Consider the following 26,529-nt stretch of genomic DNA (forward strand, 5'->3'; position numbering starts at 1 on the left):
TGTCTGTCATCTCAGTCTTAGATTTTATGACTTATACCGATTGGTATTAATCCAGTTCACTTCTCAACAGGTTTTCGTACTGCTACTGAGTCCCGGATGACTAAAGTGGGTGGTAACAAGGTACGTTGCCCTTCCCGTTCGGGAGTCTCTATTCGAGCGAGTAACATGGCAATCGCCTGCTCCGCCAATTGTTCCAATGGTTGACTCATGGTCGTCAGTGGGGGATTGAAATACTTAGCCCCAGGAATATCGTCATAACCGATAATAGACAGATCATGTGGGATAGTGAGCCCCTGCTTACCTGCCACCCTTATCGCGCCCATGACCATAAGATCATTGGAGGCAAATATGGCCGTCACCGAACTGGGCTGGTCAAGCAACTTACTCATGGCCTCTGCGCCACCTTCGTAGGTAAACTCTCCGGATTGGATCCAGCGCTCATCCACTTCGGCATAGGCTTCCGCCATTGCTCGGCGATATCCGGCAATACGGTTCTGACTGTTAGACTTATCCAGCGGCCCGGCCAACAAACCAATACTTCTATGACCCGAGGCTAACAGATGTTTGGTCGCCATGTAGCCGCCCTGCTCAGAGTCATCCAAGATGCGATCATAGCCAGCCTGCTCCGGACCGGAATCCATCATCACCATGGGCATGGTGCCGTAAGAGGAGACCGGTAACTGCCGAGCATCGGAACTCATCATTAGCATGCCATCGACCCGTCTCTGATTCAGCATCACCATGTAATCTTTTGCCCGTTCAATGCTGCCCTGGGTATTACACAAGATCAGGTTATAACCATAACGGTATGCAACTTGATCGACCCATTGGATCAGGTCTGCGTAAAACGGATTATTCGCATCAGTGATCAGCATACCTAAGACCCGACTACTGCCGCCTTTGAGACTACGTGCAATGGTATTGGGCACATAGTTAAGCTCGATAACTGCCGCCTCGACCTTGGCCTTCCCCCCTTCAGAGACAAAGCGTGTCTTGTTGAGCACGTGAGAAACTGTAGTAGTTGAAACACCGGCCAGCTTGGCAACGTCGCGAATGGTGCTCATTGATAATACCGCCTAAGATTAGCCAAAATGCTACGAATGCTGATCATGGAATTCGACTCCTATCGAAAATTCACACTAGGGCTAGAAAACTAGCACTAAAGCGAATACTGAATCGTACACAACTGATCGATCAAGCTAGCAACGCCAAGGTTTCTACCTGAGTCGGAATAGAACTTTGAGCGCCCATGCGGGTCACTGAGATTGCCGCGGCCGCCTGACCAAAACGCACAGAGTCCAGCATAGATTGACCTTCGAGTAATCCGGTGACGAAGCCACCGTTGAAAGTGTCCCCAGCTGCCGTCGTATCTATGGCCTTCATCACGAACCCGGCAATGTGCTTGCCCTCGCCCTTATGTGACAACCACACACCACGCTTACCTAAGGTGATCAGCACTGTCTCTATACCAAACTGAGTGTGCAGCTTGTTGGCCGCAACATCTGCATCTGATAACTCATTGATCGCCACGCCAGTTAATTGCTCGGCTTCGGTCTCATTGGGCGTGATAATATCGACATGCCGCAGTAAGCTCTCTGGCAATGCCTTGGCCGGAGCTGGATTCAACACCACTCGAGTACCGGCAGCTTGCGCAATTTTAGCCGCCGCTATTAAGGTCGTGATTGGGGTTTCCAGCTGTAACAAGAGTAAGTCAGAACCTTGGATAGCGGCCTTGTGCTCTGCCATTACAGTCTCAGTCAGAGCAGCATTGGCGCCAGGCCAGATCCCGATACGATTTTCACCTGAGTCCTCGACATAGATCATTGCCACTCCGGTATTTTCACCGGTTATGGTGGTGATGCCCTTAGTGTCGATACCAATATCCATAAGACCTTGTTTCATCTGCTCACCAATGGCATCTGCGCCGATACAGGCAATCATCGCCACGTCCGCCCCAAGTTTAGCCGCGGCCACCGCTTGATTCGCACCCTTACCACCCGCTACAATTTGGTACTGTTTTGCTTCGATAGTCTCCCCGCCCCTGGGGGCTGCACCGACTTGCATCAGGTGATCTACGTTAATACTGCCCAATACGGATAATTTGGCCATCTGAATCTCTCTTTACTTAATTGGATAACTGCACAGCCTAGACAGCGGCGCAGCAAGGGTCAAATAACCGACCCTGTTATAATAATTTCGTTTTAAATAAGCAAGCTAAACAAGCCACTAACGGTCTATTGAGTAATAATCTTCAGGGGTACGGGCTGGAACTCAGGAACAACTTCGCCTTTAAGCACTTTAATTGCGGCCTCTACACCCAACTCACCAATCAGTTGTGGCTGCTGCGCCACGGTTGCACTCAACAGGCCACGTTTAACTGCGGCAATGCCTTCATCAGTGCCATCAAAACCAACTATCAATACCTCTTTACCTGCACCACGTACTGCGCGCAATGCCCCCAGAGCCATCTCATCGTTCTGAGCAAATATAGCCTGTACATCTGGCTTCGAAGCCAACAAATTTTCAGTGACATTCAACCCTTTAGTGCGATCGAAGTCCGCCGGTTGTGACGCTTGTAACTCAAAGCCGTTAGCCGCAACGGCCAGAGCAAATCCCTCACCACGATCACGGGATGCCGACGTCCCCGCCACACCTTCGAGTTGGATAACCTTAACGCCTTTACCTAGCTTTTCTGCGATGAAATCACCCGCAAGCTTACCGCCGGCCACATTATCTGATGCGATATGAGACACAACCTTGCCTCGGGTTACGCCGCGGTCCAGGGTCAATAATGGGATACCTGCACGGTTCACCATGCGAGCCGCATTCGAGGCCGCATCGGAATCAGTGGGGTTAAGCAAGATAGCCTTTACCTGACGAATAGTCAGATCTTCGATATTGCTCAGTTCCTTAGAGGGATCGTTCTGAGAATCCAGGACTATCAGCTTATAGCCCAGTTCATCGGCCTTCTGCTCCGCGCCCTCTTTCATCGACACGAAAAACGGATTATTGAGGGTAGATACCACTAAAGCTATGGTGTCTTGTGCCATGGCCGGAGCGGTTAGGCCCAAAGTCATAGCCAGTGCAACTGCTGATGTGAGTAGCTTGTTCATATTAGTCACCTTGTTTCCGGTTTAGTTATCGTTATGTGTTGGATTTTCGGTCGGCGAGTACCGCCAGTAAAATGACCCCAGCCTTGGCGATCATCTGATAATAAGATGAAACATCCAGCAGGTTCAAAGCGTTGTTAAGAAAGCCTATGATCAGCGCGCCGACCAAGGTTCCCCAGATAAACCCGCGACCACCAGCCAGTGAAGCACCGCCAACAACGACCGCAGCGATGGCGTCTAGTTCATAGGAGGTGCCCGCCGTCGGTTGAGCCGAAGACAAACGTGATGTCACAATCAGACCCGCTAATGCCGCCATCATACCCGAGAGCCCGTAGACCGCGACTTTAACCCGATCGACATTGATACCAGACAAACGCGCAGCGGATTCATTACCGCCTATGGCGTAGATGTAGCGGCCTAATCGTGTGTGAGTCAACATTACCCAGACCAGCACGAATGTGATCAGCATCAGCCAGACCGGAACAGGTACCCCAGCCAACCAGCCTGTGCCAATAAAGGCAAAACTGTCGGCGGTGTCGGTAAAACCGGTAGAGATAGGACGCCCTTCGGTGTACACCATAGTCAGGCCGCGGATAGCCGTCATGGTCACTAGCGTCGCGATGAAAGCTTGAACCTTACCTTTAGATATCAGCAAACCATTCATGGCACCAAGCGCTCCCCCCAACATTAAGGTCAGAGGCAAGGCCACTGCCAAGGGTAGCTCAGCTCCCACCATCGACGCACCTAGCGCCCCGGTCAGAGCCAAAATAGCGCCGACAGACAAGTCTATACCGGCGGTCAAGATCACTAAGGTCATGCCCACGGCGATGATGGCGTTAACCGACGTCTGGCGCAGTATATTCATCAGGTTACCCATGGTGAAGAACTGATCGTTCAACATAGAGACCACGGCAATCAAGGCGATAAGGGCGATAAGGGCTTTTTGCTGCTTCAGCCATGCCAAGGTTTTAGTGCCTGTGACGTTATAAGTTGCAGTTTGATTCATTATAATAATTCTCTAATCAGTGGTTGCCGATGGCCGCAGCCAAGAGTTGTTCCTGAGTCACTTGGGTGGCATCGAACTCGCCGCTAATGCGACCAGCGCTCATCACCATGATCCTGTCACTCATCCCCATTACTTCCGGCATATCGGAAGAGACAAGAATGATGCTCATGCCTTGTTGCTTGTACTGGTTAATCAATTCATAAATCTCTTTCTTCGCACCGACATCGACTCCCCGGGTCGGCTCGTCCAAGATCAAGACTTTAGGTCTGGCCATCAAACCTTTAGCTATTGCCGCCTTCTGTTGATTTCCACCGGATAATTTACCTATTGGCTGGTCCAGTGATGGTGTTTTTATGTTGAAGGCTTGCTTGAAATGTGTCGCTTGTGTGAGCTCCGCATCGGCCTTGATTGCCCCCATGTTAGACAGTGCAGTCAAAGAACTGAGACTCATATTCTGTTTTACCGACATGCCCAGCACTAGGCCGTCACCCTTACGGTCTTCTGAAATGTAGGCGATTCCCGCCTTTATGCCCTCACTCGGATGAGTCGGGCGTACAGGTTTTCCATATAGCTCCACCTCACCACTAGTACGTCTGGTATCCCCAAACAGCACTCGCATCAACTCGGTTCGACCCGCGCCCATCAAACCATTGAAACCTAAGATCTCCCCCTCATGCAGATCGAAACTGATGTTATTAACGCCCTTGCCTGACAGGTTACGTACCTTCATCGTCACCTTACCCGACTTGTGTTCGATGCGCGGATACAAGTCCTCAAGCTTACGGCCGACCATCAATTCAATCAGACTCTCTTCGGTGAGTTCAGATACTGCGGATTCAGCAATATACTGACCATCACGCATCACAGTGACGCGATCGCAGATGGTAAATATCTCTTGCAGGCGATGGGATATATACACTATGCCTACGCCCTGTTCGCGCAGCTCGCGGATCACCTTGAACAGGCTTTCAGTCTCACGTTCGGTGAGAGAATCTGTAGGCTCGTCCATCACTATGATGTTGGACTCGAATGAAAGGGCTTTGGCTATCTCTATCATCTGTTGCTCACCCAGAGGTAAAGCCCCCATCTTCTCGCGGCTACTGCGCTGCACATTCAGGCGGGTCAACAGGGCGTCAGCCTCACTGAACATCTTGTGCCAATCGATCAGACCCGGAAATTTCTGTGGCTCACGGCCCAGAAAAATATTTTCGGCAATGGACAAGTCGTCAATCAGATTCAGCTCCTGATGAATGATGCTGATCCCCGCCGCCTGTGACTGGCGAGGACCATCGAAGTTCACTGGCTCACCGTTTAAGATGATCTGACCTTCATCGGCATGATAGATCCCCGTCATCACTTTCATCATGGTGGATTTACCCGCACCATTCTCTCCCATCAGCGCCATCACCTGACCGGGATAAACGTTTAGTTGGGCACCATCTAAGGCTTTCACCCCAGGGAAAGATTTATCGATACCGGCAAGACTTAGCAGTGCTTTCATTTGAATACCACTCCTGCTTGCAAGATGATGTTAGCGTAAGGGGTACACTCTCCGGTACGAACCACGGCGCGGCTATTGGCGGTTTGTATCTTAAAGGCTTGATGACTGATGGTATTCACACGAATAGGATGAGATTGGGCTTCCCCTATCTCATCTAATAACTGCAGCAGCTGAGTGTGCACGACTGAATTGTAAATCAACAATTCCTCGGCAATAACCACAGACTCAATTTGTAATTCGGTGGCAACTATCTTTAGGGTGTCGATAAAAGCCGGGACCCCATGAGTCAAAGCCAGATCGATACGTTCACAGCTCTCAGGCACGGGCAGACCGGCGTCGGCTATGGTGATTTCATCGGTATGAGCTGACAGGCCAATGACCCGCGCCAAATCACTGTTCAGCAGTGCACATTTTCTCATCTCACGAACCTTACTTCAAAACTGTGAAATAAATGCGCAAACGTGTGCGCAAACGTTTGCGTGAATACTAATGCACCTAAATTTGTATATCCAGACCAAAAACATGATCTAGATCACGCTATTATAAATGTTAGCTACTTTCAATAATGGACTATTTAGATCATAAAAATGGAGAAATTCTTCGGCCAAATGTAAATAAAAGGGCTTAACTAACCTCTAGCCAGATTTATTAAAGAGTCACTAAAGAGAGCCGAATGAATATATGTGTGAGAAATATCGAGGTGAAGCCAATGGTAAAATTATAGTCACTGGAATATTGATTAAAACGGCAAGACTTGCTCTATCTGCTGACGAACAAGCTTGCCAATATACTTCTACTCCGAGCTTTATAAGATTAGCTATCTTGGCTGGATCACCAGAGGCGCAAAGAATGCCCTGGCATTACCGCCAGCACCATGATGATTTGTATAAGTCTCTCCCTCTTGTAGGGTGTAATACACATCCACAAAGTCATCGTCATTGGTAAACCAAGCATCGGGTAAGGCATTTAAAATCTCGTTAGTTATCGTGGCTATGATGGCATACCCCTGAACTTCCGGGTCGGGATATTGCTGCAAGACGCGCTCGGCGATACTCACCAGTGCAGTCGCAAGGTCTTTATAGTTAGTACCATCATCATGTTCCATGAGTACAAGGTCGGCAGCAGCCCAACGGTAACGCTCCCAATGAATCACGATCTGATTGGGATAATACTCTGTGCCTGAATAATCGAGATATGGCATCTCAATGATATCCAGTGCGGGTTCATCACGGCTTGGATTAACCCCTGTCACTATGCCGTAGATCTCGGCTTTCCCCGAAACCCAAGGCTCTTCATCATCTTGCACACTGATCTGTTTGATGACCGTGGTCGATATGGGCTGATCTGCAGTGGTAAAGCTACTAATCTGAGGCCTAGCCTGAGAGATAGACCTTTTACTCAGATTTGCAGAGTCTGTGCTTAAAGCGAATGTGTCTCGCATGACAGCCAATCCTTCACGCATGGCCTGCTGCTTATCCAAGCCAATCACAATCACCGGTCTTTGTGGAAGCTGATAGACATCCAGCAGATGAATATTACCTTCAACGTCATAGGCTTCGATATTAGCCCACAGCTTATCATCGCCATCGGGTTCAAAGGCAAATAGTGGAGATTCGCCTTGTTGCCAATCACTCAGCATGCTGGCATCGGCCAGACGAAATTGCACTAAATTGGGCTCCATTGAGCCCTTAAGATCTGTATTAATCTTAGATTTAGTATGAGTATATAAACCTTTTGCTTCACGGATTGCCAACTCGCTTTGACGTAACTTCTTAGTGTCGCTACCACTGGATTTGAACGCTAAATTAGCATCCATAGCTAGATTATATTGGTTGATATTGGATTGCAGTGTAGGTAATAACCGAGCGTATTGGCGACTGAGCTCCAGTGCTATCTCACGCTTAGCACTTGATACGCTGACACTGTATTGTGATGCTTGCTGAGTAGAAAGCTCTATTTTATCGACTGGTTCGGCGAAACTAAATGGCGAAATAATAGAAGCCAGAGGTACCGTTATCATAAGCAAGGCTAAAGTCATTTTTTTCACATTATGTCCTTATTGAATATTATTCGTTTTATATTGCTTCTGTTCGGTCCTGAAAAGCATATGAGCATATACAACAAAGCTTGTAAATAATAACAACAACTATTTATAATAATATTTACATTTCGTTCACTTGATATTTAAACCTAAAAGAAGCTATTTAATAAGCTTGAGTAATTGATATTCTTATATAAAAACAAAGACTGGATAGACATCTATAAAAGATTTATTACTAGATATAATCTGTAGCTTCTTATGAAAATTAATTTTTATATTTTTATTTTAACTAGCCTAGTAACATGACAGTTATTATTGACCCCAATGGATTTCACTCAAATTTTCACAAGCACTATGATGAATACTATTAATAACCAGCCTGAAAATGACCAAGCAGATCATGCAAGTCTAATCCACTTTCTTTCTATATTAGGTGTCAATAAGGATGCTATCGGACGGGATCTGGCACAATTTAAAACCATGAATGTAAATGCTGGCGAGGTATTATTGCTACAGGGTGGAGAGCAGAAATATGCTTACTTTATTGTCTCCGGTATTTTAAAAGCTTGCCATTATGGTGATTCGGGCAGTATTTTGTCAAAAGAGTTCTATTTCCAACATGAGTTATGTTTCCTATATTGCTCATGGTTAACTCAAGTTCCGGCAAAATACCAGATCGAATCGGTAGAGGATACGCTACTCATTCAAGTCCCTCTGGAGCTACTATCCCATGTAGACTGGCAGTCAGCCAAAATAGCCTTACTTAGCCAGCAGCTCATTTACAAAGAGGAAAAAGAAGCATTCTTCCTTTTGAACACGCCTGAACAGCGTTACCTGTTTCTGGTAGAAAATAGACCTCTATGGGTAAAAAAACTCAATAATATTCAGCTTGCTAGCTATATTGGCATCAGCCCAGTGAGCCTTTCACGCTTAAAAGCACGGCTATAGACGATTTCTACATTGAAAAATGGGCTGATATTGAGAATGAGCAAGAATAAATAAAAGTCATCACTATTAACTTAGGTTAATTCACTATCCCCGAACTTTCCCTATCCTTAGCCTATCTTTGCTTAGTTTGTTAACTAAGTTCTTCGTTAGCTAGGTTACTCTATGTCGGCATTTGCAATATCTCAAGTCCTGATCGCTATCGCGATCATTTTTGATCTGATCTCATTCCAATTTAAGCAGAGGAAAAAAATCCTTACTTGCTTATGTATATCCGGCATTTTAATCAGTAGCCATTTTTTTCTGTTAGAGCAGTGGACCGCAGCCATATTGATGCTGCTTGCTTCAATCAGATACCTGGTCACAGTTTTTAGCCACTCAAAATCTTGGATGATGTTTTTTCTAGCGGCAAGCTCTCTAGTTACCCTAGTCACTTTCAGCGGGATCTTGAGCTTAATCAGTTTTGCTGGCAGTGCCACCCAAACCTGCGCAGCATTTTGTCCAAACGATCAAAGATTAAGGCAAATGATGTTGATAGGTACCAGCATCTGGCTGCTTAATAACACGCTAATCGGCTCCCCCACTGCGGTATTGATGGAGGTGCTATTTATCGGCAGTAACTTACTGGGCTATTACCGATACTATGGTTTCACATTATCGAGTAAGTATGAGCAGGCTTAAAATTGAGATGACTCACTCATCAAGTCGCCAAAAAGGCCTATAGGTATTGCTCTACTACGTTCTGTATCACGTCTGGCATAATAGGTTTATTGATATAATCGTTAGCACCGAGTTTCAGGGCGAAATCACGATCTGAGGTTTCTACTAATGTACTGATAACAACGACAGGTATTTGAGATCGTGACAAGTCCCCTTTTAGGTACTTAAGCACCTGATAGCCATTCACCTCAGGCATAGTGATATCCAGAAAAATAAGGTCCGGAGTCAAGGAACTTAAAATATCTATGCCACCACTGCCTGAATTGGCGGTAGTAATTTGATAGTCATCTCCTAAGATTGCCAGTAATACCCCGGTACAAACAGGGTCATCATCAATTATCAGAATTTTAGCTCTTTCCATGTAGCCCTCTCGGATCTATTTCGGATACCTTTATTGTATCCAATTTAATAGAAAAAGATAATGGTTAATCCTAACTAAGCTTTGAAAACCTTAGTTAGGATTATTGGCACCTTTTACACCTAGTAGCTGAGGTTAATGAAACTAGAAAAACATACTACTTAAGTCCCACAAAATGTTGTGTAGGGACCAAAACTCATGGGGGCAGGTTTGGCGTATTCCCCGGCTCCAGACTGGTATGTGAACGGACTTTCCAGCACCGCAAGCAAGTTTTCAAACGGCTCATAATCAGCTCTTTGCTCTGCCGCTTCGATGACATGCTCAACCTGATGGTTTCGAGGTATGTACATAGGATTGACTGCATTCATCATGGCCGCGTGTTCTGCTAGATACCGCTTTTCTTGGGATGACTCTTGTTTTGACTGCGAGTCTCTTGACTGATCGTCTCGAGAAAGGCGAGCCCGCCATAATTCCTTCCACTGAATAAACTTCTCGGCATCATTGAATAGATGATCACTTTCGTTGGTTACCTTCTCAAGATCCCTAGCAAGCTGGCGGAAAAGCTGAGTAAAGTCCACCTCTTGCCCCGACATAGACTCGAGCAGTTGCTCACAAAGTGCTAAGTCACCTTCCTCTTCAGTGGATATACCCAGTTTGGCTCGCATACCTGTTAACCAATAGCCTTGATACACCTCCCAGAACTTGGTGACCACTTCGGTAGCTTTCGTGACCGCTTCCTCTTCATCATCGCTTATCAAGGGCAACAAGGTTTCGGCTAATCTAGCTAGGTTCCACTGTGCTAAGACAGGCTGATTATTATAAGAATAACGTCCATCTCTATCTATGGAGCTAAATACAGCTTTGGCATCATAATCATCCATAAAGGCACAGGGACCATAATCTATGGTCTCCCCGCTAATCGTCATATTATCAGTATTCATCACACCATGGACAAAACCGACCAGTAACCAGCGGGCCACTAGATCAGCTTGCTTGTCACAAACCGCACAAAGAAAGTCGAGGTAAGGCTGCTGGCTGGTTTTTAGCTGGGGATAATGACGCTCAATGGCGTAATCAGCCAATTGTTTAACTTTGTCTTGCTCGCCACGAGATGCAAAAAACTGAAATGTGCCGACACGTAAATGGCTGGATGCGACGCGAGTCAACACAGCGCCTGGCAGGAGTTGAGTGCGCATGATCCGCTCCCCTGTGGTAACAGCCGCTAATGCTCTTGTGGTGGGGATATTCAGGGCAAACATGGCTTCACTGACTATGTATTCACGCAATACGGCACCCAGTGCCGCCTTGCCATCACCACCTCGTGAGAATGGCGTTCGGCCAGATCCCTTGAGCTGAACATCCAGACTCTTTCCGTCCTCATCTAACACCTCTCCCAACAACAGGGCTCGGCCATCACCTAGCTGAGGACTAAAGCCGCCAAATTGATGCCCTGCATAAACTTGTGCCAGTGGGCTAGCGCCTACTGGTGCTTCGCTGCCTGATAACACTTCGGCTAATTGATCCGGATCATTATTACTAAGGCCAATACTATTCGCCAATGAGGTATTTAATTTTACTAGCTCAGGATTCGGCGCTTTTGCTCCTGGGCAGGCAGCATAGAAACCTTCTAAGTTTTTTGCGTAACTGTTATCGAATGTCAAACCTAGATCAATCTTCATGCTATTCATCGTTATTCCTATGCCATCGAGACAAAAATATTCTTAAAACCATTCTCTCTACTTTAACTCAATCTGCATAAGAAGGTGATCTAGGTTGCCATTTTCCCATAGTTTATACATAAGTTTTATACCTAAGCTTAAGTCTAAGGCTCGATAGCATAGAGAAAAGTAAGCCTCAAATTACTGCCTAGTAATAACCCTGAATTTAATCCTATTTAATAGAATGTTTAGTTCGTTATTTCGCAATATTCATTCGATTATCCAGAGGGTATGCTGTTCTTAATCACTAATAAAGACATTAACTAGCTAGATAAGACAATTGCTAACTAGCAAGCTTTAGCCCAATTCAGGAGATAAACATGAAAGTACTGAGTCAGTTTTCAGCCAGACCAGCGATGGATGGCGATGGCGTAAATATACGCCGGGTAGCCGATTTTACTAATACCAAGTTCGACCCTTTCTTGATGATGGACGAGATTAAGTCCGATGATGAGCAAGATTTTATCGGTGGCTTCCCGCCTCACCCTCACCGTGGTATCGAGACGTTTACCTATATTCGCAAAGGCGGGTTTGAACACAGAGATCATCTGGGTAATGTAAAAGCCATCCGCGCTAAAGACGTACAATGGATGAGTACCGGCAGTGGAGTAATCCATTCTGAGATGCCTCTAGCCGATACCGATGAGGGACTGCATGGCTTTCAAATTTGGGTAAATATGCCAGCGAAAGACAAGATGCGTCCGGCGAGATATCAGGACACCAGTGAAACGTTAAATCCTGAGGTCAGCAATAACACGGGGGCGACACTGCGTGCTTTAGCAGGGGACTGGGAATTTTCCGGACAAGAAAAAATAAGTGCGCCGATACAAGGACTCGCAGGTGGAGCCGCGATTGCCGATCTTGATTTAGGCCCTGACGCTATAACAGAATTAGTACTCAAGCAGCATGATTTTGTCGGCCTCTATCTGTATCAAGGTACTCTCAGCAGTACTCACATCAATACAGGCAAAAATACCGACAGAGATAATAACAAGGAAGCCAAGCAATATATCGAGGGCCAATATCTTATTCTGGATAGTCAGACCTTACTCCAGATGCAAGCCGGTTCTGACGGCGCAGGGTTGCTCTTGTTCGCAGGCAAACCAATTAAGGAAGATATCGTGCACATGGGGCCCTTTGTGATGAACACACAAGCTGAGATCCAGCAGGCGGTAGAAGATTATCAAGCCGGACATTTTGGCGAGATCCCGGCGTAATGATAGTAAACATGAGTGTTGAACCTGAAAGTGAAACCGCTAGCCAACACCGGAGTCAAGTGTTAGAAATATAGCCTAATTAAAATAACGGCGTTATCTATAACATTCAAGGGAATGCATCATGACTAACTCAATGCCTGACTCAAAAGCAGAACCAAGATCGATTGCAACAGCTGAAGGCAACACCTTAACCACAGTTTCCAATGGGACGCCGACCGTGCTGATCACAGGTGCATCTAAGGGGGTTGGTGCGGCTTGTGTTCATGGATTTGCCAAGGCCTTTCCTGAAGGAATTAATCTAGTCATAGTGGCTAGGGGATTAACGGGCTTACAGCAGTTAGAGACTGAATTAGGCCAATACCCTAATGCCAAGGTGTTAACCTTGGCAGCCGATATTGCCGACCTTAAGGCCTGCAAACAGTTAGTCAAGGCCAGCGTCACAGAATTTGGCGGCATCAATGTCTTAGTGAACAATGCGGGCCTGCATCATAGGGGAGAATTCATTGAAAGATCACCAGAACAGATAGCGGCCATGGTAGATGTAAATCTCAAGTCGCCCTTGTATCTGTCCTCACTAGTGTTGCCCCTAATGCCTAAATCAGGCCCTAAAGCCATAGTCATGGTGGGCTCGCTGGCGGGGCGTGCGCCACTCCAAGGCGCTGCAACCTATAGCAGCACTAAATCTGGGCTCAGAGCCTTCGCTTATGCCTTGAGTGATGAACTTAGGGATAAAAATATCAATGTAGCCGTAGTATCCCCAGGTCCCATTGACACCAGCTTTATTATGGATGAGATAGATGAAGTGGAAGATATCGTCTATTCCCAGCCCATGAGCACACCGGAGCAAGTCGCCGAAGCTGTGGTTAAGTTAGCGAAGGGCAGCGAAACTGAAATTGCCATGCCCTGGTTTAGCGGTAAACTCACCACGCTAGGCTACCTATTCCCAAACTTTCGCCGTGCCAGCCGTGGCTTACTCTATCGCATAGGTCGTAAGAATAAGGATAAATACCGTCAAAGACAGTCTTAACTGTTTCACTATCCCCAGCCGATTTCATAAGCATCGGCTATATTTAATTCTGTCGGGTTCCATTAAATGTCAGAGTAGCGATGTTTTTTAATCAAATACGTACACAGAGAGGCTGTCAGTCTTACCTTATTGGCTGCAATGAAACTGGTTCAGCGATTTTAATCGATCCCGAAACCAGTCAAATTGAACATTACTTAGGCCTTCTCAACCATGATAGTCTGAGCCTTCACTATATTCTCGATACCCATACCCATGCGGATCATTTCTCTGCCAGTAAACAATTGGGAAGTCAGCTAAATGTTCCTATTATCATGCATAGTTACAGCCCTGCACCTTTTGTGAATATGCATGTCGATGACGGCGAGATGATAAAAGTAGGAGAATTACAGTTAAGCATAATGCACACACCGGGTCATACTGCAGATTCTATATCTATCATCATGAAGGATAGGGTTTTCACTGGCGACACCCTACTGATTGGTGGAACCGGAAGAACTGATCTGCCTACAGGTGATCCCGAACAGCTATACACCAGCCTGTTCCATCGATTACTTAGACTCGATCCCGAATTAAAAGTCTATCCAGCCCATATCTATTCCCAGCGTCTCCATAGCACGATAGGTGAAGAGTTAGCCAATAACCCCAGACTCCAGAAGCGTGATAAAGAAGAGTTTGTGACTCTTATGGCTACACTCGAACTCAATACGCCGACACACTTAACCGAATCCTTACGCACCAACTTAACTGGCGCCAAACCTATAGAGCGCTTACTTAGAGAAGCTGCTAACGACATCTCTTTCATACAAGCCAAACAGCTGTATATTCATGCACAAACTGACTCAACTGAATTTATAATTATAGATGTTCGCGAACAAGAGACTTTTAGCCAAGGTCATATCAAGGACGCCATAAATATTCCCCGTGGTCAGTTAGAATTTAGGGTTAATGAAGTATTACCTGATCCCACAAAACGTATTGCCGTATGTTGTGAATCAGGTACCTTATCAACCTTAGCCACTGCAACCTTGAGAAGTCTGGGCTACTCACATGCTGTAGCGCTAGAGCAAGGAGTTAATGCTTGGAAACAACTCGGTTACCCGCTAGTAAAAAGCTCAAATCAATAGAGACCTGTCCTCACTTTTATTTGGCAAAGCCATACAATAACTGTTTACTTTTTCCTCGAGTGTCGATTATAGTTCGCCCGTTCATATAAAGATGAAATCAAATAGGTTTGCTGAACAGAACGAATGCGAATTGTATGTAAATATAAAATACACAGAGGTAAGTCATGGCAAAACACAGTACAAAGACTGCCATTATCGAACACGATAATAAGCGCGGCACAATCAAAGACAACGCCCTAAAGGCCTTAGTCACCAGCGAGCTTTTTAGAATGAGGACCGAGAAGCCTAAGAAAGGTAAAGGTTCATATAACCGCAAACAACAGAAGGGGCATATGCTGAAAGGCAATGCCCCTTTCGACTTTTTAACCTTTAACGAAATTTAAAATCACCTTCTCAATTCAGCTGAAAAGATTAACTTCCTTCCGAAAAAACCTATCAAAACCTTCATCTTTATTAGCAGTAAATAAATTAGATTTTCAATTGACAGCTCACCTTAAGAGATACACTATCAATGTTCACTTAATCTCCAAATTTAGGAACACGGTTTAGTCCATGCTTTTAACTCAATCTCAAACAAGTCATCTAAATAAACAGGTATTAGTGCAGTTGCGACTCCTCGCAACGAATGCCAATACTCGTGTGATTTCTTGTGTGTGGCTTAATCAGCCCGCGGATGAGATGGAATAGAAAACTAGCCTAAACCATTACCCAGCCGCAGAAGATAGCAATGTAGCACTCTATGGCGTCTCATCCATCGGTATAGTCGGCGATATGTTACTCAGCTACTTATCGGCTCGTTATCTGGCGTCGGGTACTATGTCACTGATCTTCGGCCTGTCTCCACTTATTTCAGGCTTGCTGGCTCAGAGGCTGCTCGGTGAAGCAAAATTTGGTTCCATGAAAATACTCGCCCTAGGGATGGCATTTACCGGACTGGGGATTGTCTGTTCATCTAAGCTGTCACTGGATTCAGATAGCTGGATTGGCCTTGTACTGATCTTAACCGCGGTGTTTCTATTTAGTCTCAGTGGGGTGTTAATAAAAACCATCAAAATCAATATTCATCCCATTGCCAGTACAGTTGGAGCATTAGCGTTTTCTACGCCAGTGTTTGCCTTGGCCTGATTAACATTCGATGGCACCTTGCCAGTAGAGACTTGGCAGGAGAGATCACTCTGGTCAATTCTGTATCTAGGGGTGTTTGGCTCCCAGATAGGCTTTATCTCTTATTTTTATATTTTGCAGAATCTGAAGGCGAGTACCGTCGCTTTGGTGACCTTAATAACACCAGTGTTCGCCATGATGTTAGGTGCCCAGCTTAATGATGAGACAATCACGGATTCCTTAGTCATAGGCGCCATGTTTGTAATTTCTGGCCTGGGCCTATATCAGTTCGGTGAAACGACCATAGACTCTATCAGGCGCAAGCAATTGAAGAAAAAGAGCAGTGAGCTTAAATAGGTTCTGACGCAAGTTCAGCATTTCGAAGGATACCAATTGCAGTAAAAATACGGCTCAGTGTATTACTGTGATTGGTTTATACCCTCAAATATATTGCTGTCAGTGAACATCTGATAAGTCAGACTACCGCCGACAAGTAGTAAGACTATGATAAATAGCCGTGATATAACACCCGATGAGGAGATAGATATTTTACTATTGCCATTACCTAGATAGGGTTTATTTTCCTTCACATTATCAGTATTAACTGTAACCCCCTCAATATGAGCCTGGATGGCATTGAGCTTACTGTCGAGTTTAGTCTCTATCAGAAAGAAAATAGTATCTCCAACTTTAGGACGCCTGCTCATATGCTTCAAGGCAGAGATATGAATAGAAATTTCCTGCTCACTGGCAGGGCCATGTAAGGTGGCCATATCGACATGAGACGTATCCGGCCTAATAAAACCGCCGCCCTTATCATCGTTCCAGCGGATCAATAAGCCCTTTAACATCTGAGTTTTCATACCTGTATCTACATTGTCCTTAAAATTATTCTTTGCCTGTGGCAAGTTTACCTAAACTTGCTCACCTCAGAGTCTAGGACTCTTTTTTATATCGCTCATCGCTTGCAGCTTCTGCTGAAAATGAGTGTCGAGTTTAAACCATAAGCCTCCAGTTGGTGCCACATTCTTCATAATTGTATAGTCACCAATCTTGCCTACATAAAAACGAGAAAACTTATCGGCCATAAATGAAGTTTGAACGAACATCTCGCCTTTACCCACAGCATCACAGCTTATCTTAATCGGCGAGGTCTTAGATATTGAAAAGTCGGCTATGTTCATCACCTCCCCCTTAACTCTCATTGACTCCTCAGACAATATTTCTACCAGTTCATCGTAATGAGTCTTGCCATCGCAAACACCAGGGATATTCACCCAAGAACCTACGATGAGGGGAACTAAACTCTTATCTTGATAGTGTTTGTCAGCATTAAGGTACAGACCTACCCCGACTCCAGCCGCAGCGAGTGAGAAGAATAAGCCAAGGAACATTATTTTAGTATTTTCTGAGGACATTGGGTCTCTTCACAGATACACAAACTAGGTGGGCTAAAGTTATCCTAATAGCTATGAAACATCCATAACATATTGTTAAACAGCTATAAATAATAATTACCACTATTAGAACATATATCCATGTTAATCAAGGAAACCAAGTATTAGCCTGATAGAATAGAGAAGTTTAGTTATAACATTCTCTATTCTAGGAAAATAAGCTTTATTAGCTTTTATCATAAAACATAAGCAAATTCACACTCGACAATTAGATGTTATTGACCAAATATTATCAGTTATAACCTCGAATAAAATCCTTCTCCAAATTAATCACATCTTCCTTAGTGCAATGTGCCTCTTTAGGCTGGCCTAACTCTTCGGCGGCGAGTAACTTGATAACGTAGTCGACTCTACAGCGGTATGAACTAGAGGTTTCATAAAGATGATGATTAACTTTAAAATGCAACTCTGGCTTGACAGGTTTATCTTGGCTTGTAATTGACATGATAGATTCCTCATATGACTCATCCATATCCTTTATATCGGATATAAACAGCTAGACTTTAATACAGCATATGCTGTGCCAAAATCTATCAGAACCATAATGAGAACTTTATTTTACTCGGTTTTGAATGGGTTAATAAAAAAGATAATCATTTGAAATTATTATTTACTTAACTAGCAATTATTTCAGACAGTCAGCAGCCAAAATAAATACCAGAATAAGGTTCTCATTGGCGAAATGCTAAAATTCAGCAACAGTCTCCCACTTTGCAATGCATCACGAATGTGCAGTAAAGCGCTCTGATTCTGCTATCAGCGAGTACTCCCCTTAACGCCTGTTAATCGTCTAACTTGGAGATCGCCATCCGGTTAATGTCTGTCCCCCATAACTGAATAATTTTTCTGGTTTTTTCTTTATTGAAAAAACACTTACCAAAAATGATGATCCCCGCCCCTTCAAGATCCCGCCGACCTTGGATATCGAACCTCTTACACAAGGCCTCCTGGTAATCTTCGATGGGGATCCCCACATCCCTGCAATCGGCAGGATTGAGCCAATGCATATTTTTGTCACTGTGAGAAAGAGTTCCCCAGTACATGCGCGGCGCGCCATTATCGGTAGGCTCGGCATCGGCAAAATTAACGAACAAGTTTTTGGCCCGCCAGCGATACTTCTCATCGGTATAGACCCAGAGATCTGATTCGGCCAGTTCACTGCCTCTAAGCAGACTGTGAAGCAGTTTATCCAGTCCCTCAGAGGAGACTCGACTCATACCAGACTGTTCATCTTGGACGAGTTTATTTTCTGGGTCAGTCCTTAATAGGCCTGTATTACCTTTACTCCCAACGATAATATTCTTATCTGTTGAGCTACAGCTAGCCCGCTTTCCTCCAGCCCGCTTAGAAAAATCGATGACCAGGGCATCACTGTCCACCAGCAGTTGATTAACCTCAATGACGGCAAGCTCTTCACGAATTTTAGCTTTAGAGGGATTAAACTCACTGCAATCGACCTGATGATAACGAGAGCCAAAACATGCGGCCTTGCCATCCTTAGAAGCCTTGCGAAAATATGCCTTGCCGTTACAGACCGGACAGGAGAGTGACTGGCGATACTTCTCAATATCGTCATCACTCAACTTTTGAAACTTAAACACGGTATAAGTCACCGGCTTTACCTCATCTAAGGTACAGATGGCATCTAACATGGCTATAAGAGTCTCTTGCAGTAAAAACTAACGCTAACCTAAAGTCACTATAGATGATACCAGTTCCATTAAGTAAGTGATCATTCTGCGGGAGTTAAAAATGCTGTAGGCAAGTAAGGGGATTGAAGCTAATAGTTATTCTATATCGAAAGCCACTTGCGCAGCATAAAGTATTTTTAACCCCGCACTACGTGAGCTTCTCAGGACTTCTACTTCTGTGTTGCTTTGCCTCAAATAACCATTTCCTCAACAATGCGCCGTGAATTAAAAGCCCTGAGAGAGCTCTGAATTGTTCATCAATTTAATGGAATTGGTATAATACTGAAGCCCACAAAAAAGGAGAGCCTATGCTCTCCTCCCATGATAAACCGCTAAGCTAACCAGTCAAAATCATTAGCTATTTGACTTCATTAGCCACAGCTTCGAGGTTAGGCTCAGAAGTGTCACATTCAATCGCTAGTTCTTGTGCTGCCTCTTGTTCCTTGCCAGCCTTTAACCAGACAACAAATAACTCATACCAGATGGCGAGCACTACGGCGCCGAGGAACAAACCTATTATCCCAGCCGACAACATGCCGCCGATGGCACCGATCAAGATAACGGGCATAGGCACATCCACTCCACGTCCCATCAACAGAGGCTTAAGGAAGTTATCCGACACGCCTGCTAGCAGCACCCATATAGTGAAGATGGTCGCTGGGGTCGTATCCTGAGTAGAAAACACATAAAAAATCACCGGCAGCACAACGATCAATGCGGGCAGCTGGGCGATACCGAGTATCAGCACACCTAATGTGATGAGACCTGCCGCAGGCACATCAAATACGAACATGGCGGAGCCGATTAACATCGACTGGATAAACGCCACGCCGACAACCCCAAGCAAGACGCTGCGTATGGTCGCGGCCGTGAGTGTAGTCCATTCCTCGCCATTCTTACCCACAACTCGTACTGCGACAGTGCTAACGGCCTCGGAGATTTTCTCTGCATGTGACATGAAACCTGCCGCAATAGCTAAGGAAATGATAAACATCATCAGAGTCGCCAAGCTGCTACCTATAACCGAGGCAATTGTGCCCACGGCTGTCTTTATCTCCGGTAAAAAGTGCTGCACCGCCTTCTCTAGATTTGTGGAGAACAAGGCCCATATTTCATAAAGCTTATCGCCGAGCACAGGAATGTCAGCCACCTTCTGGGTGGGACCAGGGATCTTAACATCGCCACTCTGCAACACCTCTATGGTGCGGCTAACGCCATCGAATATTGAACCTGAGACTAAGACAAATGGAACGACCAGAAGGGCGATTCCGATAATAGCCAGTGCGGTCGCAGCGATACCGCGCCTGCCTTTGAAGGCCTTCTCTAACTTTTGGGTCAGCGGCATCAGAGCCACGGCTATGATGGCACCCCACAACACGGGAATGACGAAGGGCCTGATAATGTCATATGTCCATACGATAAGCATAAACAGCAAGCCGATGCGAATAGCCGACTCCATCATGTTATTGACGAATATTTTACTCTGCTGATTTCCCACTCGATTATTTCCTTGTTGATTATCCATGCTGTTTTCCCTGATTTGAACTTACTAAACTCGCTACCACGATAGCCATATAAAACACGCCGGCAATCGCTTCCATGTAGACAAGAACCTGTGAAAATGGGCTGATGGGACTGATATCCCCATAGCCTAATGTTGTTAAAGTAACGAAGCTAAAATAGGCCATCTGAGAGAAATTATCCCCCCAGGACATCTGATTCATACCGGTAAAAGAATCTGGCGAAAACTCCATAACCACCAGATAGGCTATGGTCCACATCAAGCCCATCAGGAGGAACAGGGCCACAGACCCCACCACCTTGTTGCTGTCCACTGTGCCTGTAAATAAAATCTGCCTAGAGATAGATCTGAACGTGCCCCAGAAGAAGGCAAACATAATCAGTAGCACCAAAAAATCTATCTCCTGTATACCTAAGGCTTGCCTAAGTATCGAGGCAAGCACCCAGCACAAGGCTAACGTCTGCATGAAACGTTTCCAACGAGGATCGAAACGCAGACTCAATATACAAACCAAGAAGGTGAGCACTATCACTCCTTCGAGCACGTACTCTAAGATACCGCTCGGCATCACCTCTACCAGAGATGAGGTTATCAGCAAGGCAATAAGCGCGAAGGTCATGTAGTAGAAGTTGTTCTCCTTATTGATTTTCTTATTCATCGCCAAGCACCATGATCGAAGCCGACAGGCCGAACCTAAGCTCTACTCCCTCGGGTAGCTCATCTAAGGTAATACGCACCGGAATACGTTGAGCAAGGCGGATCCACTGAAAAACAGGATTCACATTAGGTAACAAGTTATAGCCCACAGTGCCGTCTTTAGGCGCTATGCCCCAGCCTATAGATTCCACCTTGGCCTCGATGGGCTTTTCAGGATGGGCCATCAAGGTCACCATGGCTGTACTGCCTATATGGATCTGCGCTAACTCACTTTCACGAAAATAGGCGAAGGCCCAGAAACTATTGCTGTCAACGAGGGCGATAAGAGGCTGATTCATCACAGCCTGAGTGCCAACCTGGATGTCTATGTTGGAGACATAACCATCCACAGAAGCATAGATTTTCGTAAAGGCCAGATTCATCCTCGCCGCTTTCAACTGCTCTTCCGATGCTTTGATCTTAAGTTTGGACTCTTCATAGGCTATCTCACGGCGGATCAAATCTTTATGAGAAACCGCTCCCTTGTCTTTCGCCCTAATGTCCTGAAGGCGATCGAACTCTATTTTTTTCCCCTGTGAGCTCAACTTTGCCCGCTCCAGCCCTACTTCGGCTTGGGAGAGGGAGACCTCATAGGTGCTGGGATCAATCTGAAACAACAAGTCTCCTTTATGCACAAACTGATTGTCCTTGATATGAACCTGCACCAAAGGGCCGGAAACCCGGGGAGCCACCTTGATCACATTCGCCCTAATCTGGCCATCGCGAGTCCAGGGGTTATTAAAGTACTCCTGGTATTTCTGATATCCCAGAAACAGGGCGCCGCCTATGATGAGAACATTGAGGACTATGATTAATAATTTTTTCATCTTATTCACTTGTTCGAAGATCCGTTTAGAAGCGTAAAAAGAAACTATCTATGGCGATAACGTAGCACAAGGTTATTGCCATAAAGGTAATCGAAGGAAACGCAATGAAACGTGACAATCGCGTCTTATTTAACAGGGCTACCGTTATCCAGCTGGCGATTATCGCCATCACCAGCACCAATAAAAGGGGTGAGAAATAAACATCTCCCGCTGCGAGTTCATGAGGCAGTTCCATTACTCTTCCCCTCCTTCGACCAAACTGGGAGATTTAGCTGATTCAACATCTACAACCTTAGGTTTATTGCCCAGTACAGGCAATAGTTGAGGTTCATCTAGGACATCTCCCCAATCGGTTCTCTGTCTCATCAGCTCTCTGGTTTCATCGCTGATAAAGGCCTTACCGTTATTTATCTGCCAGCCACCGCCCAAGGACTTATAGAGCGCCACGACCTGATTGGCCACATTGCCCTTGATCTGGGCATAACTGTCTTCGCTACGGGTCATCTTCTCTACCGAGTTAAGTAGCCGCTCAAAGCCGATCTGGCCATTCTCATACTGGGTCATGGAGATGTTAAAGGCCCGAACCGAGGCATTAACCGAGCTCATTCTCAAGGCTTTCTGCTCCTGGTACAGGGAGTAGGATTCCATAGCACCGCTCACCTCTTGCACCGCCAGCAGTACTTTCTTGTTGTAGTTGGTGAGTGCCTCTTGTAAGCGGGCATCCTCCAGACGGACATTGTTCTTAATCCGGCCATATTGGAAAATGTTCCAGGAAAATGAGGGGCCAGCAGAAAGGGTCAAGGAGTCACTGAAACTGCTACCGCTGGGAGTATTGCTATTAATACCTATGGAACCGAATAGGGAAAAGCTGGGGTAGAGGGCTGCCTCTGCCGAGCCTATTTTGGCACTCTGGGCATGGGCCAGTAACTCGGCGACCTGAAGATCAGGACGTCTCATCACCAGAGAAGCATCGATACTGGCATCGAGCATGGGTGGCGTAGGAACGATAGATTCGGTATTCTCATCAGTCATGGTACGCTTGGTATCCGCCCTACCATACTCGATATTGTAAGCATCGACCTTAGCCTTGAGCTGCTCCGACTCCAGCATGGACACTATCTCTGCGGGCATAACACCGAGTAACACGGCTAGGGCATTTCTTGCCTGCATCATGCCTAATTTAAGTGAAGGCAGCGCCGCCTTAGTGGTGTAGAGCTGGCTCTTGGCCTGCTGCACGTCTAGCTCGGTGACATTGCCCGAATCATACTGCACCTGAGTGATGTGTACCACACGCTGCTGGATCTGAATATTTCGCTTAGAGAGCAGTACCCTCTCCTGAAAAGTTCTAAAGTTAATGTAATTACGTGCCACTTCCGATGTGATGGTGACGGCAATATCATTGTATGAGGCTATGCTGGCATAGAGCGCCGCTTCCGTGGCTTCGACTCCTCGAGCATATTTGCCCCAGATGTCCATCTCCCAACCAGCGTCGAATGACAGGGCAGCACTATTGAGTGAGCTCTCATTGCGATACGCTTTCGCTAAGCTACCCGACACCACCTGCACCTGTGGATAGTTTAGTGAATCGCTGATCCCCAAGATCATTCTAGCCTGCAAGATACGCAGGCCCGCAGCCTCGATATCCAGGTTCTGAATATTGGCTCGCTCCACCAGAAGATTTAAGATCGGATCGTTAAACTGTTTCCACCATTGAGCAGATGATTGCACTGTCTGCTCAACCTCACTCTCTGAATCTGAGCCTGAAGCAGAATTTTTCCAGCTCTCAGGTAACTTCTTCGCCTCCAGAGTCTGAAAGTCTGGTCCCAGAGTTGTACACGCCGAGAGACCCAGCAATGGCATCATCACCAGACAGGTTTTGACGTACTTATTTAACATTGCCACTCTCCTAAAAACGCTTCTGTCGCAAATTGTTCCAACTGATACCTTCGTATGCCTGCTTACACTGATTTGTTGCATCAAACACATTCTTCTTCAAGTTGAGGAAAATATAGAAGCCTGAGATATCCGTCGCCGAATACCCAGACAGGTCAAGACCATTGAGATAATCCTCCAACTGCAGCTCTGTGGCTTCATAATCCAACTCATAGTCCCTAAATACCTTATCTAACGCCTCTTGCTTATATCCACCAGCTAGAGACTTAGTCATAGGTAGCAGCACCCTATCCTTGAAAGAGTGCCGCCCCTGCAACACCAGCTCATTGGTTGCAAACTTACTCTGGGCAGAGACAAAGATATTAAGCTGGTTATTAAGCAGTTCACAGGCTGCAGAGAAATCCGCCAGCACTTCAGGTTTGGTTTGCTCAAACTGCTTATTATTAATTTTTGTCGACCATAGGGTTAACTTCTTCACCGTGATGTTCATGGTCATTTGGTGCCAATCTGCCCTGAGCCGCCGCAAGCCGTTAGGTTTAAGAATTTGATTACAACGGATCACCCCAGCCGCATGCCTGAAGAAGCGTTCCCTCATCACCAGAAACAGATGTTCTGGCCGCGATGAGAAGGGAAAATAATAGGACAAAATGATCATCAAGACCACCAAGTAAAACATCATCATGACACTAAGCAGCACGGCAAAGTTATACTGCATAGTATTATCTATACCCAGCACAAACAGCCCCATAAGGAAAAAGATGGTGACTGGCCCCTTAAACAGATAGAAGGCGGCAAAGGTATAGATGAAGATAAAGACCCCAAGCTCGGCACCTAAAGTCAGGCTTGGCAGAACGAACACATAGGCTGGCACCGCAAACAGGAAGCCGAAAGTAAACAGCACCAACAACATCACTGGATGTACAGGCAAGAAAGACAACAGGGACATATAGATCACCGAGAAGATCACGAAGGTGTAGCCACCCGGCGGATTGAAGTAGATCCAGATGAGTCCCGCGATCCAATAGGTGACGAACACTTTTATTGCCGTCTTGGCATTCTCCGCATCCCACCAGATAAACTGTGATAATGCCTTAGGAAAGCGCTCGCTGAAATTCACCTCACCTGTCACTGAGTCTATGCAGCTGATGGTCGCCGTCAACCTAGACAATTTTTCATGGAGCTGATTGAGCAAGTAGGCGAAAGTCAGCACCTTGCCTCGGCCAAGATGAGTGCAGGTTTTTAACGCTTCTTCATCTACCGTCACCCAGTGTTCGATGGCCTCACAGGCGCGCTCTTTATCTTCCCAAACCTGCTCTGACTCGGCAAACAAACTAGCCAGCTTTTGGACAGTTTGATCATAATCTATAATAAAGCGATCTAACCTTAACTCTGCCCCCTCTCTCACACCATGAGAGCCTGACTCGGCGACGAAGATCAGCAATTCTGTGATCTGCTTATAATAGAGCAGAGCCAGATCCCACTCTTTCTTATAAGCCGAGACATCACTGCACTCGGCACTAATTGAGGTGTACCTCTGCTCCAAAGCCCCCTGTGCTGCGAACAGCTGCTTCACCAGAATTGGCATTTCCGTTTGCTCTGCCAAATCTTCGGGGCAATCCATGGAAATTGGCTCAGCAGCATCTACAGAGGCTCGCCTCATTTTAGGCTGGGTCAAAAGATGAAACATCAACCTCTGTATTCGATTCAGATCATGGGCCAATGCTCTGAGGTTTTGTTCTGTCTTGACCGGAAATAGAAATACGCTGACTAAGGTGAACACCACCACACCGAATGCAGTCATAAAGGCCCGGTCAACACCATAGATGAAGGCTCCATTGGCATCCCCACCATTAGACATCATCAATACCATCACCCCGGTGAGCATAAACACACTGGGATCTTTCTTATAGGCATTGCGAAAATAGAAGATGACCGAGACCACTACAGACACCACGAGCATGTAAATGAAGCGCTCTTGGGCAAAGAGTCCCACCAACGACAAACCGATAACGGCGCCAATCAAGGTGCCAATTACCCTATAGGTGCCCAGAGCGAGAGACTCACGGCGACTACCAGTAGAAGCAATCAGCATAACGGTGGTGGCTGCCGTCGATGCTTGAGGCCAGCCCATAGCCATGGGGATCAGATACGCCAGAGTCAGACTCAGGGCGACTCTAGAGGCAAATTTGAACTTCTCGCTCAGGCAAAATGGCCATAGCCAAGAACTAAAGTTCAGCCACGACCAACTAGACTGCTCAATTTGACTTGAGTCCTTATCTTGCATTAAATATCCTTATAGAGTCTCTATACTTGCTCAAACAAACACATGAATCGACTAATGCTTTTATACTGACTCATTCGAGAAAGCTATAAACTCTGCTAAAAAAGTAAACTGACACCAAGCGGTATAAATCGACAAACGACCAACAGATTTCGATCAGGGAATGAGAAAAACCAGAGCGAATCATCGTACTAATCTAAAATTGAAATGTTAATGCTGTGCTGCATTATTAGATGAAATCATTTCCCTGATACATGTGATAACGTCCATCGTGAACAGGCTCCTGTTCTG

General features: G+C 45.9%; 27 protein-coding genes. 8 read left to right on the forward strand and 19 right to left on the reverse strand.

Features of this window, described 5'->3' with window-relative positions:
* Window positions 1–56: 56 nt before the first annotated feature.
* From sps_RS13525 to sps_RS13555, 7 genes are all read right to left on the reverse strand, one after another.
* Window positions 57–1,064 (reverse strand): LacI family DNA-binding transcriptional regulator, encoded by a 1,008-nt coding sequence (locus tag sps_RS13525; protein ID WP_077753011.1) that lies wholly within the window; start codon window positions 1,062–1,064, stop codon window positions 57–59.
* 130 nt (window positions 1,065–1,194) lie between these two features.
* Window positions 1,195–2,109, reverse strand: a complete 915-nt coding sequence (gene rbsK / locus sps_RS13530) for a ribokinase (RefSeq protein WP_077753012.1) — start codon at window positions 2,107–2,109, stop codon at window positions 1,195–1,197.
* A gap of 125 nt (window positions 2,110–2,234) precedes the next feature.
* Entirely contained in the window at window positions 2,235–3,113 is an 879-nt protein-coding gene (rbsB, locus tag sps_RS13535; RefSeq protein WP_077753013.1) for a ribose ABC transporter substrate-binding protein RbsB, read from the reverse strand.
* Between the two features lie 31 nt (window positions 3,114–3,144).
* The gene (gene rbsC / locus sps_RS13540; RefSeq protein WP_077753014.1) at window positions 3,145–4,116 is read right to left on the reverse strand and encodes a ribose ABC transporter permease; all 972 of its coding nucleotides are present in this window, start codon (window positions 4,114–4,116) and stop codon (window positions 3,145–3,147) included.
* A gap of 16 nt (window positions 4,117–4,132) precedes the next feature.
* Window positions 4,133–5,617 carry a ribose ABC transporter ATP-binding protein RbsA gene (rbsA, locus tag sps_RS13545; protein WP_077753015.1) on the reverse strand — a complete coding sequence of 495 codons (1,485 nt, stop codon included), beginning with the start codon at window positions 5,615–5,617 and terminating at the stop codon, window positions 4,133–4,135.
* A complete protein-coding gene (gene rbsD / locus sps_RS13550; RefSeq protein ID WP_077753016.1) occupies window positions 5,614–6,036 on the reverse strand; it encodes a D-ribose pyranase in 423 nt (140 codons plus the stop codon). Before rbsD ends, rbsA begins: the two co-directional genes overlap by 4 nt.
* A 398-nt stretch (window positions 6,037–6,434) precedes the next feature.
* Window positions 6,435–7,655 carry a DUF3103 family protein gene (locus sps_RS13555; RefSeq protein ID WP_179948416.1) on the reverse strand — a complete coding sequence of 407 codons (1,221 nt, stop codon included), beginning with the start codon at window positions 7,653–7,655 and terminating at the stop codon, window positions 6,435–6,437.
* Window positions 7,656–8,012: 357 nt separating this feature from the next.
* On the opposite strand from sps_RS13555, the gene sps_RS13560 reads away from it, so the two are divergent.
* Window positions 8,013–8,606 (forward strand): Crp/Fnr family transcriptional regulator, encoded by a 594-nt coding sequence (locus sps_RS13560; protein ID WP_237158078.1) that lies wholly within the window; start codon window positions 8,013–8,015, stop codon window positions 8,604–8,606.
* A 162-nt stretch (window positions 8,607–8,768) separates the two neighbouring features.
* Window positions 8,769–9,284, forward strand: a complete 516-nt coding sequence (locus sps_RS13565; protein ID WP_077753018.1) for a YgjV family protein — start codon at window positions 8,769–8,771, stop codon at window positions 9,282–9,284.
* Between the two features lie 37 nt (window positions 9,285–9,321).
* Here the strand turns inward: sps_RS13565 and sps_RS13570 are convergent, their stop codons facing one another.
* A complete protein-coding gene (locus sps_RS13570) occupies window positions 9,322–9,684 on the reverse strand; it encodes a response regulator (RefSeq protein ID WP_077753019.1) in 363 nt (120 codons plus the stop codon).
* A 158-nt stretch (window positions 9,685–9,842) separates the two neighbouring features.
* Entirely contained in the window at window positions 9,843–11,369 is a 1,527-nt protein-coding gene (locus sps_RS13575) for a protein adenylyltransferase SelO (RefSeq protein WP_077753020.1), read from the reverse strand.
* A 350-nt stretch (window positions 11,370–11,719) separates the two neighbouring features.
* On the opposite strand from sps_RS13575, the gene sps_RS13580 reads away from it, so the two are divergent.
* The 6 genes from sps_RS13580 to sps_RS28845 all read left to right on the forward strand — a co-directional run bounded on the left by sps_RS13580 (window position 11,720) and on the right by sps_RS28845 (window position 16,228).
* Entirely contained in the window at window positions 11,720–12,616 is an 897-nt protein-coding gene (locus tag sps_RS13580) for a pirin family protein (protein WP_077753021.1), read from the forward strand.
* 121 nt (window positions 12,617–12,737) lie between these two features.
* Window positions 12,738–13,643 carry an SDR family NAD(P)-dependent oxidoreductase gene (locus tag sps_RS13585; protein WP_237158079.1) on the forward strand — a complete coding sequence of 302 codons (906 nt, stop codon included), beginning with the start codon at window positions 12,738–12,740 and terminating at the stop codon, window positions 13,641–13,643.
* Between the two features lie 80 nt (window positions 13,644–13,723).
* Window positions 13,724–14,767 (forward strand): MBL fold metallo-hydrolase, encoded by a 1,044-nt coding sequence (locus sps_RS13590; RefSeq protein WP_077753022.1) that lies wholly within the window; start codon window positions 13,724–13,726, stop codon window positions 14,765–14,767.
* Window positions 14,768–14,931: 164 nt separating this feature from the next.
* The gene (locus sps_RS13595; protein WP_077753023.1) at window positions 14,932–15,150 is read left to right on the forward strand and encodes a ribosome alternative rescue factor ArfA; all 219 of its coding nucleotides are present in this window, start codon (window positions 14,932–14,934) and stop codon (window positions 15,148–15,150) included.
* Between the two features lie 388 nt (window positions 15,151–15,538).
* The gene (locus tag sps_RS28840) at window positions 15,539–15,892 is read left to right on the forward strand and encodes a hypothetical protein (RefSeq protein WP_237158080.1); all 354 of its coding nucleotides are present in this window, start codon (window positions 15,539–15,541) and stop codon (window positions 15,890–15,892) included.
* Between the two features lie 18 nt (window positions 15,893–15,910).
* Window positions 15,911–16,228 (forward strand): DMT family transporter, encoded by a 318-nt coding sequence (locus sps_RS28845; RefSeq protein ID WP_237158081.1) that lies wholly within the window; start codon window positions 15,911–15,913, stop codon window positions 16,226–16,228.
* A 62-nt stretch (window positions 16,229–16,290) separates the two neighbouring features.
* Here sps_RS28845 and sps_RS13605 read toward each other — a convergent pair whose 3' ends face one another.
* From sps_RS13605 to sps_RS13650, 10 genes are all read right to left on the reverse strand, one after another.
* Window positions 16,291–16,734, reverse strand: coding sequence for a cold-shock protein (locus sps_RS13605; RefSeq protein ID WP_077753024.1), 444 nt, complete (start codon window positions 16,732–16,734; stop codon window positions 16,291–16,293).
* Window positions 16,735–16,800: 66 nt separating this feature from the next.
* Window positions 16,801–17,289 carry a hypothetical protein gene (locus sps_RS13610; protein WP_077753025.1) on the reverse strand — a complete coding sequence of 163 codons (489 nt, stop codon included), beginning with the start codon at window positions 17,287–17,289 and terminating at the stop codon, window positions 16,801–16,803.
* A gap of 271 nt (window positions 17,290–17,560) precedes the next feature.
* Window positions 17,561–17,773 carry a hypothetical protein gene (locus sps_RS13615; RefSeq protein ID WP_149027276.1) on the reverse strand — a complete coding sequence of 71 codons (213 nt, stop codon included), beginning with the start codon at window positions 17,771–17,773 and terminating at the stop codon, window positions 17,561–17,563.
* A 337-nt stretch (window positions 17,774–18,110) separates the two neighbouring features.
* A complete protein-coding gene (locus tag sps_RS13620; protein WP_077753027.1) occupies window positions 18,111–18,980 on the reverse strand; it encodes a hypothetical protein in 870 nt (289 codons plus the stop codon).
* Window positions 18,981–19,377: 397 nt separating this feature from the next.
* Window positions 19,378–20,544, reverse strand: coding sequence for an AI-2E family transporter (locus sps_RS13625; RefSeq protein WP_077753028.1), 1,167 nt, complete (start codon window positions 20,542–20,544; stop codon window positions 19,378–19,380).
* On the reverse strand, window positions 20,537–21,199 hold the full coding sequence (locus sps_RS13630) for a potassium channel family protein (RefSeq protein ID WP_149027277.1): 663 nt from the start codon (window positions 21,197–21,199) through the stop codon (window positions 20,537–20,539). The genes sps_RS13625 and sps_RS13630 overlap by 8 nt, the downstream gene beginning before the upstream one ends.
* Complete coding sequence (locus sps_RS13635) at window positions 21,192–22,064, reverse strand: HlyD family secretion protein (protein WP_077753030.1); 873 nt, start codon at window positions 22,062–22,064, stop codon at window positions 21,192–21,194. The genes sps_RS13630 and sps_RS13635 overlap by 8 nt, the downstream gene beginning before the upstream one ends.
* 25 nt (window positions 22,065–22,089) lie before the next feature.
* Entirely contained in the window at window positions 22,090–22,299 is a 210-nt protein-coding gene (locus tag sps_RS13640; protein WP_077753031.1) for a DUF1656 domain-containing protein, read from the reverse strand.
* Complete coding sequence (locus sps_RS13645) at window positions 22,299–23,960, reverse strand: TolC family protein (protein WP_077753032.1); 1,662 nt, start codon at window positions 23,958–23,960, stop codon at window positions 22,299–22,301. The genes sps_RS13640 and sps_RS13645 overlap by 1 nt, the downstream gene beginning before the upstream one ends.
* Window positions 23,961–23,970: 10 nt before the next feature.
* Window positions 23,971–26,241 (reverse strand): FUSC family protein, encoded by a 2,271-nt coding sequence (locus sps_RS13650; protein WP_077753033.1) that lies wholly within the window; start codon window positions 26,239–26,241, stop codon window positions 23,971–23,973.
* Window positions 26,242–26,529 lie beyond the last annotated feature (288 nt).

It is taken from the genome of Shewanella psychrophila, assembly GCF_002005305.1.
Classification (GTDB): Bacteria; Pseudomonadota; Gammaproteobacteria; order Enterobacterales; family Shewanellaceae; genus Shewanella; species Shewanella psychrophila.

Bases quoted from the DNA above. Each gene is read 5' to 3' on its own strand.
- sps_RS13610 (WP_077753025.1), bottom strand. From the start codon at position 17,289: ATGTCCTCAGAAAATACTAAAATAATGTTCCTTGGCTTATTCTTCTCA.
- sps_RS13570 (WP_077753019.1), bottom strand. From the start codon at position 9,684: ATGGAAAGAGCTAAAATTCTGATAATTGATGATGACCCTGTTTGTACC.
- rbsA (WP_077753015.1), bottom strand. From the start codon at position 5,617: ATGAAAGCACTGCTAAGTCTTGCCGGTATCGATAAATCTTTCCCTGGG.
- sps_RS28840 (WP_237158080.1), top strand. From the start codon at position 15,539: ATGTTACTCAGCTACTTATCGGCTCGTTATCTGGCGTCGGGTACTATG.
- rbsB (WP_077753013.1), bottom strand. From the start codon at position 3,113: ATGAACAAGCTACTCACATCAGCAGTTGCACTGGCTATGACTTTGGGC.
- sps_RS13620 (WP_077753027.1), bottom strand. From the start codon at position 18,980: ATGTTAGATGCCATCTGTACCTTAGATGAGGTAAAGCCGGTGACTTAT.
- sps_RS13635 (WP_077753030.1), bottom strand. From the start codon at position 22,064: ATGAAAAAATTATTAATCATAGTCCTCAATGTTCTCATCATAGGCGGC.
- sps_RS13645 (WP_077753032.1), bottom strand. From the start codon at position 23,960: ATGTTAAATAAGTACGTCAAAACCTGTCTGGTGATGATGCCATTGCTG.
- sps_RS13555 (WP_179948416.1), bottom strand. From the start codon at position 7,655: ATGACTTTAGCCTTGCTTATGATAACGGTACCTCTGGCTTCTATTATT.
- sps_RS13575 (WP_077753020.1), bottom strand. From the start codon at position 11,369: ATGAATAGCATGAAGATTGATCTAGGTTTGACATTCGATAACAGTTAC.
- rbsD (WP_077753016.1), bottom strand. From the start codon at position 6,036: ATGAGAAAATGTGCACTGCTGAACAGTGATTTGGCGCGGGTCATTGGC.
- sps_RS13525 (WP_077753011.1), bottom strand. From the start codon at position 1,064: ATGAGCACCATTCGCGACGTTGCCAAGCTGGCCGGTGTTTCAACTACT.
- sps_RS13605 (WP_077753024.1), bottom strand. From the start codon at position 16,734: ATGAAAACTCAGATGTTAAAGGGCTTATTGATCCGCTGGAACGATGAT.
- sps_RS13565 (WP_077753018.1), top strand. From the start codon at position 8,769: ATGTCGGCATTTGCAATATCTCAAGTCCTGATCGCTATCGCGATCATT.
- sps_RS13640 (WP_077753031.1), bottom strand. From the start codon at position 22,299: ATGGAACTGCCTCATGAACTCGCAGCGGGAGATGTTTATTTCTCACCC.
- sps_RS13615 (WP_149027276.1), bottom strand. From the start codon at position 17,773: ATGTCAATTACAAGCCAAGATAAACCTGTCAAGCCAGAGTTGCATTTT.
- sps_RS13585 (WP_237158079.1), top strand. From the start codon at position 12,738: ATGACTAACTCAATGCCTGACTCAAAAGCAGAACCAAGATCGATTGCA.
- sps_RS13580 (WP_077753021.1), top strand. From the start codon at position 11,720: ATGAAAGTACTGAGTCAGTTTTCAGCCAGACCAGCGATGGATGGCGAT.
- sps_RS13590 (WP_077753022.1), top strand. From the start codon at position 13,724: ATGTTTTTTAATCAAATACGTACACAGAGAGGCTGTCAGTCTTACCTT.
- sps_RS13625 (WP_077753028.1), bottom strand. From the start codon at position 20,544: ATGGATAATCAACAAGGAAATAATCGAGTGGGAAATCAGCAGAGTAAA.
- sps_RS13560 (WP_237158078.1), top strand. From the start codon at position 8,013: ATGATGAATACTATTAATAACCAGCCTGAAAATGACCAAGCAGATCAT.
- sps_RS13595 (WP_077753023.1), top strand. From the start codon at position 14,932: ATGGCAAAACACAGTACAAAGACTGCCATTATCGAACACGATAATAAG.
- rbsK (WP_077753012.1), bottom strand. From the start codon at position 2,109: ATGGCCAAATTATCCGTATTGGGCAGTATTAACGTAGATCACCTGATG.
- rbsC (WP_077753014.1), bottom strand. From the start codon at position 4,116: ATGAATCAAACTGCAACTTATAACGTCACAGGCACTAAAACCTTGGCA.
- sps_RS13650 (WP_077753033.1), bottom strand. From the start codon at position 26,241: ATGCAAGATAAGGACTCAAGTCAAATTGAGCAGTCTAGTTGGTCGTGG.
- sps_RS13630 (WP_149027277.1), bottom strand. From the start codon at position 21,199: ATGAATAAGAAAATCAATAAGGAGAACAACTTCTACTACATGACCTTC.